6 protein-coding genes are annotated in these 5,842 nt (G+C 51.3%); 2 read left to right on the top strand and 4 right to left on the bottom strand.

Features of this window, described 5'->3' with window-relative positions; translation table 11 throughout:
• Positions 1-216 precede the first annotated feature (216 nt).
• Complete coding sequence (locus P1U71_RS05055; RefSeq protein WP_301104465.1) at positions 217-474, bottom strand: DUF1127 domain-containing protein; 258 nt, start codon at positions 472-474, stop codon at positions 217-219.
• A 130-nt stretch (positions 475-604) separates the two neighbouring features.
• Complete coding sequence (locus tag P1U71_RS05050) at positions 605-1,081, bottom strand: STAS domain-containing protein (protein WP_301104464.1); 477 nt, start codon at positions 1,079-1,081, stop codon at positions 605-607.
• Positions 1,082-1,239: 158 nt separating this feature from the next.
• Between P1U71_RS05050 and P1U71_RS05045 the strand changes: the two genes are divergently transcribed.
• Positions 1,240-2,781 (top strand): alpha/beta hydrolase, encoded by a 1,542-nt coding sequence (locus tag P1U71_RS05045; RefSeq protein WP_301104463.1) that lies wholly within the window; start codon positions 1,240-1,242, stop codon positions 2,779-2,781.
• 51 nt (positions 2,782-2,832) lie between these two features.
• Here P1U71_RS05045 and P1U71_RS05040 read toward each other — a convergent pair whose 3' ends face one another.
• The gene (locus P1U71_RS05040; RefSeq protein WP_301104462.1) at positions 2,833-3,954 is read right to left on the bottom strand and encodes an alkene reductase; all 1,122 of its coding nucleotides are present in this window, start codon (positions 3,952-3,954) and stop codon (positions 2,833-2,835) included.
• Between the two features lie 154 nt (positions 3,955-4,108).
• A complete protein-coding gene (locus P1U71_RS05035) occupies positions 4,109-5,134 on the bottom strand; it encodes an amidohydrolase (RefSeq protein WP_301104461.1) in 1,026 nt (341 codons plus the stop codon).
• A gap of 241 nt (positions 5,135-5,375) precedes the next feature.
• Here P1U71_RS05035 and P1U71_RS05030 point away from each other — a divergent pair.
• Positions 5,376-5,842: acyl-CoA dehydrogenase family protein (locus P1U71_RS05030; RefSeq protein ID WP_301104460.1), on the top strand; the 467-nt coding region annotated here is incomplete at its 3' end.

The raw sequence follows: 5,842 nt of genomic DNA, 5'->3' as shown, positions 1-5,842 counted from the left end.
CTATTTGCTACTCAACGAAACTAAATAATCCAAAGGATTGGCTTTTGCTGTCAGCCTTCACGGGATCCCAAACGCGTTGTTTTCATTTATATCGGCGATCTGTTCAGGATATCCATTCTTGCTCGGATGGAATATGCGATGGCTTGACAAGGGCGTTGCTCTGATCCCGGAAGGTTGTGGTTTCTTTCCAAGCGTACCTGTCCGGGATCGAGCATTCTAGTCGTCAATATCAGTCTTCGGTGCCCGGACAGGCGACACATTTTTAGCGGCGATAATTTGCTCCCGGGTAAGCCCAATATCCTTCAACAGATAGTCTGGTTGCGCCAGAAGGTTTTGATAATCTTGCTGGCAACGAAAATACTCACGAATAGTGCGGAAAAAACGCAACGGAATTGTCGCGAGCAATTTTCCGGATTCTCGCCCGTTGCCGGTTGGGAAGACCTCATTGGCCGTGGGATTTTGACTGTAAGACATATTTTATCTCCTATAATGGTTTAGATCGGTTTCACATATACGGTTGACTAGCGGGCTGTAGACACGAAGGCTTGTCTGCATATCTTGATGTTTTGCAGCAGCGCTAGAAGGTGAGTGCGTCAAAAGACGGCTAAGACAGTTCCCACCGCCAGATTACCGGATTACTTCTGTAATATTCGGTTTCGATAGGGCACTGGCCCTCCGGTCGAGGTAGTATGGTGCTGCCAAATGGGATGACTTTTGCCGTGTCCCTAGCTTTCCTGCCCCGCGCTTCGCACAGGTTATCGATGGAATTCTGATGCGTTGGATCAAGGTTAAACAGATGATTGTAACCAAGGTTTTGAAGGACGGCTTCAACAGATTTTTGAGCACCGCATATCCGCATGTTGCCACGGTTACTTTTCATGAGTCGGGCGGCAACAACAAGCCCGCGCATTCCTGCGCGTGTCATGAGCTGCACGCCTGACAAATCGATGATCAACTTCTGCTTTCCACTGCCAACACACTGAACGAGCGCATCATAAAGGCGGCCTGCGACATGGCTATCCACAGTACCAGCAATTTTGACGGTCACGATATCCCGACGGATATTAATTGAAATTTTCACTCGATTATCCTTCTCATCTATCTGGTGTCGTTAGTATCGGTCAAATGTGCCGATGAATAACTTGCAGGGGAGATAGGGACAGACCGTTGTTGTCATCGTTGTAATGAGAGTGGTATTGTTATTCTTCTATCGTTGTTTTTAGCACCGCGGAGTATCACTTGCTGAAGGATCTCCAGGTTTCGCTTTTGGGCGAACTGCGCATTACATTACACGGGAAGAATGTGGCACTGCCTGCATCACGCAAGGCGCGCGCATTGCTGGCATTTCTCGCAGCAACCGGACGCCCGCATCGCCGTGAACGTCTGTGCGAGTTGTTGTGGGATTTACCCGACGATCCGAAAGCCGCGCTGAGATGGTCGCTCAGCAAACTGAGAAAAGTGGTGGACACGCCGGACCGTCCGCGAATTATCGCCGACAGGGAGCGGGTTTTCCTCGACATTGAGGACATCGATATCGATATCAGAGACATCTATTCTCAATTGCGGGACCAAAAAAAACATCTGCCGGTTGACGATCTGGAAAAGATGGCTCAAAGGCTCGATTTGATCTTGTTCGATGGTCTTGACGGTGCGGGCGATAACTCATTTGAGTCCTGGCTTCTGTCGGAGCGGGAGGATGTCCAGGTAGCAAGAGCTAATGTTTTAAAACTATTAGCGACACATCCGCAATTGCCACCAGCGGCCGAGAAAAAATGGAAACGGCTCTGGCGTGAGGTGGATCCGATTGCGGCAAAGGCTTATGATCGGCTCGCCTCTGAAGGCTCTTCGCCAAATCAAAATATAGGAACGCCTGTGTCTGATCTTTCAATCCGGCGCGCCACAGGGCTGAAGATAAGCTCTGCCTCTCGTGCCCTTCGGGCACAACGGATCGGGTTTTGCGAGGTTCGCGATGGGACGAAAATTGCTTACGCTACTGTCGGATCGGGTCGGCCAATCCTCAAGGCGGCCAATTGGCTCAATCATCTTGAGCTGGACTGGCAGAGCCCGATCTGGGGTAAAAGCTTCGCCGCCGCGGCCCGGTATCGTAAATTTATCCGATATGACGAACGTGGATGCGGACTTTCGGACTGGGATGTCTCGGAATTGAGTTTTGACGCATTCGTCGAAGATCTTGAAGCCGTCGCCGATAAAGTCGGGCTGGAGCGATTTCCGTTATTCGGTATCTCGCAAGGGGCTGCAGTGTCAATTGAGTATGCCGCGCGCCACCCTGAGCGAGTCTCAGGATTGATTTTACTCGGTGGATATGCTGCAGGGTGGCGGCATCTTTCAAGCCCGGAGGAACAGGCGCGGCGTGAAGCCGTGTTAAAGCTGACCGAGGTCGGTTGGGGTACGGACAATCCGGCCTACAGGCATATCTTCTCCCAGACCTTCATGCCGGATGCGAGTGCGGAGGACTTGGCCTGGTTCGATGAATTCCAACGGCAAACGACATCTCCGCAAAATGCGGCCCGATTTCAGGACGCATTCGGTTATATTGATGTTCGCGATCGCCTTGCACAAGTTAAAGCGCCGACCCTTGTCCTCCATTCAAAATTTGATCAGCGCATCCCGCTTGAAATTGGGCGGGCTGTCGCCTCCGGTATTCCAGATGCCCATTTTGTTCCGCTTGAGAGTCGCAATCATATTATTGTTGACCGTGAACCGGCATGGCAGGTTTGTCTTGAAGCGGTTGCCAGGTTTCTGGCTGAAAAAGGAATTTAGACCGCCAACGCGCGTCCATCCGCCTTAGGCATGCGGCCAACTTTTTTATCGTTAATCTGTCACGCTACTGACCAATGCTGGATAGTCGATATACCCTTCCGGCCCGCGACTGTAGAACGTTGCGCGGTTGTACGGGGTTAAGGGTGCGTCCAGTCGCAATCGCTCGGGCAGGTCGGGGTTGGAAATGAAAAAGCGGCCAAAGGCAATTGCGTCGGCATCGCCCTTCGCCAACATATCGCTCGCGCTTTCCCTGTTGAAATTACCAGCCGCGATCAGGATGCCATTCCAGATCGGGCGGAAGAGCTGTGCCGCCGAGGGCACATTTTTATGATCCACATCGCGTTGACCCGCGCCGCTGGCGCGCGGTTCGATCAGATGCAGATATGCCAAACCAAGCTTGTCCAGTTCGTTTATGAGATGTGAATAAAGCGGCATTGGCTCGTCCTCGCCACTATCGTTGGCAATGCCGAAAGGAGACAGGCGAATACCAACCCGGTTCGCCCCCCACACCTTGGAAATGGCTTCCGTGATTTCGAGCACCAATCGGCAGCGATTTTCAATCGAGCCACCATAAAGGTCGGTGCGCTTGTTTGTGCGCGACTGCAGGAATTGTTCCAGCAGATAGCCGTTGGCTGAATGGATTTCGACGCCGTCAAACCCTGCTTCCTTTGCACAGCATGCAGCGTGGACGTAGCGTTCGATCAGGTTCGGAATTTCCGCAGTTTCCAGCGCCCGTGGTGTAGGGCAGGGAACGCGCTTGAACTCCTGCGTAGTGACCTCTACATTTGCAGGCACTGCTGACGGGGCGATCGGTAATCCCCCGTCAGGCTGATAGGATGGGTGGGACAACCGGCCCATATGCCAGAGCTGCAGAAAGATCTTCCCGCCTTTTGCATGAACAGCCTCCGTGACCAGCTTCCAGCCAGCTATTTGCTCGGCGGAATGAATGCCGGGCGTGCATGGGGCACCTCTGCCATCTTCCGAAACCTGAGAAGCTTCGGCAATGATAAGGCTGTCGCGACTTGCGCGCTGGCCATAATATTCCGCCATCATTTCGTTCGGGATGTTCCCGGGAACTGTCGCGCGCATCCGTGTCAGCGGTGCCATCACGACACGGTTTGATAGTTGCAGCTCGCCAATAGCTATTGGCGTGAATAAGTTGTTTGTCGTCATTGGTGATTATTGCCCTAAGAATTTATCGGCCCCGGCATACAGCTTAATGGACCTGAAGTTCAAAAACTAGTTTTAAGACTAACCTGATCGCCATGTCGCCATAACGGATCAATTGGATACACTGGCATGGCCAATGCGGTCGCGAAATCCGTGATTATTCGAGCCGATATACACGGCTCGCGGTGTCGTGGAATAAATCGGCCTTTTCCTCCGCGCTATAATCAGCCGTCAGCCGCTTAAATGAATTCCATAGAATATTGTAGCTGCAGCTTACCTTGTCGACCGGAAAGTTTGATTCAAACAGACACCGGTCAGGGCCGAATTGTTCGATGGTATGTTCATAAAAGCGTCGCGTTGCTTCCATCAATTCTTTGCTGGATGGAGGGCGTTCGTTATGGTGCCAGTCAAAGCCGTTAATCTCCATATTCAGGCCGCCAAGCTTTGCAACGACATTCGGACATGTCGCAAGTTCCGACACGGATTTTTTCCAGTCTGGAAAATATTCATCATGCTTGCCTTTATAAGGCCCAATGCCTAAAGGTCCGCCAAAATGGTTGAGGATGATAGTTGTCTCCGGAAAATGACGCGCAAGATCAGTTAGCTGGGGTATCTGCGGATGATAGCACCAACCTTCGAAGCTGAGATTCCGGGCGGCGAGGTTCGCAAATCCCTCGCGGAACGTCGCATCCAGGTAAAGATTTTCAATCGTTGTTGGCAATGAGTTTGGCACCTCGTCACTTGCATCCCAACTTGCACGATGGCGAATGCCGCGAAATCGTCCGCCGCCCGCACCTATATGGGCATCCAGTATCGGCCCTACAGCATCGCCCAGCATTAGATCGGCAGTGCCGACAATGCCGGCTGCAACGCGTGTATCGCCATAAAGCCCGGAAGCACTCATCGCCGCGATACCGTTTACGAACTCAGTTTCACCGACCGGCTTCATCTCCTCAGGTCCGGTCGACCGATACATGGCGCCGCATTCGATAAATACGGTGGAGATGATATTATGGCCAGTATTCACATCGGCAAGGATTTCATCCAGAAGATACCGTTCAGTTATTCTGCCAGGGCGCACATCCCATAGGTGATGGTGAGCATCGCAAATCGGCAAATCAGGATCTAAAGTCTCTTCAACCGTCTCATTAAGCCAGTCATTATTTGTTGGAACATCTGTCATTTTTATTCTTACATTTTTTGAAGTTCGCGAAGTATAGTACCAAAAAAATGTGGGAGACCCTAGCGGTTTTAGCCTAACCAAATTAGGAGCCTACGAAACTATCATTCGTTTGATCTTGGCAGGCACCTGTTGCTCTCAGACATATTCCGCGTTTCATGTAGTTGTGATAGCAGTTGACAGATAGTGGCGAACAATCGCAGCATTAAGGACATTCAACTTATTCAAAATAAGGATTAATAATATGTCGGGAACCGACCAGGAGCTGTTTAACCTAGCTATGTCAGAAGAGGCGCGCCCCCTGCTTTATGCCGTGCAAAAACATATTCAGGAAAATGTTGCGCCAATTACGGAAGAATTCTATGCCCTAAACGAAGGCAAAGAAGACCGTTGGAGCTGGCATCCGCGTCAGCTAGAACTGCTTGACGGCGCTAAGGCAAAAGCCAAGGAATCGGGATTATGGAATTTCTTCTTGCCCGACGCAGAGACTGGCGAAGGCTTGAGCAATCTAGACTATGCTTACATTGCATCGGAACTTGGCAAGAATAGTCTTGCGTCTGAAACCTTGAATTGCAGTGCGCCCGATACGGGTAATATGGAGGTATTAGAGCGGGTCGGAACACCGGAGCAGAAAGAAAAGTGGCTGAAACCATTGCTGAACGGCGAAATTCGGTCGGCATACGCGATGACGGAACCGGGAGAGGCCTCTTC

Origin of the sequence: Sneathiella sp., assembly GCF_029233945.1 — a bacterium.
Taxonomy (GTDB): Bacteria; Pseudomonadota; Alphaproteobacteria; order Sneathiellales; family Sneathiellaceae; genus Sneathiella.
Note: the sequence above shows the minus strand (reverse complement) of the source record. Positions and strands in the feature narration are given on the sequence as shown.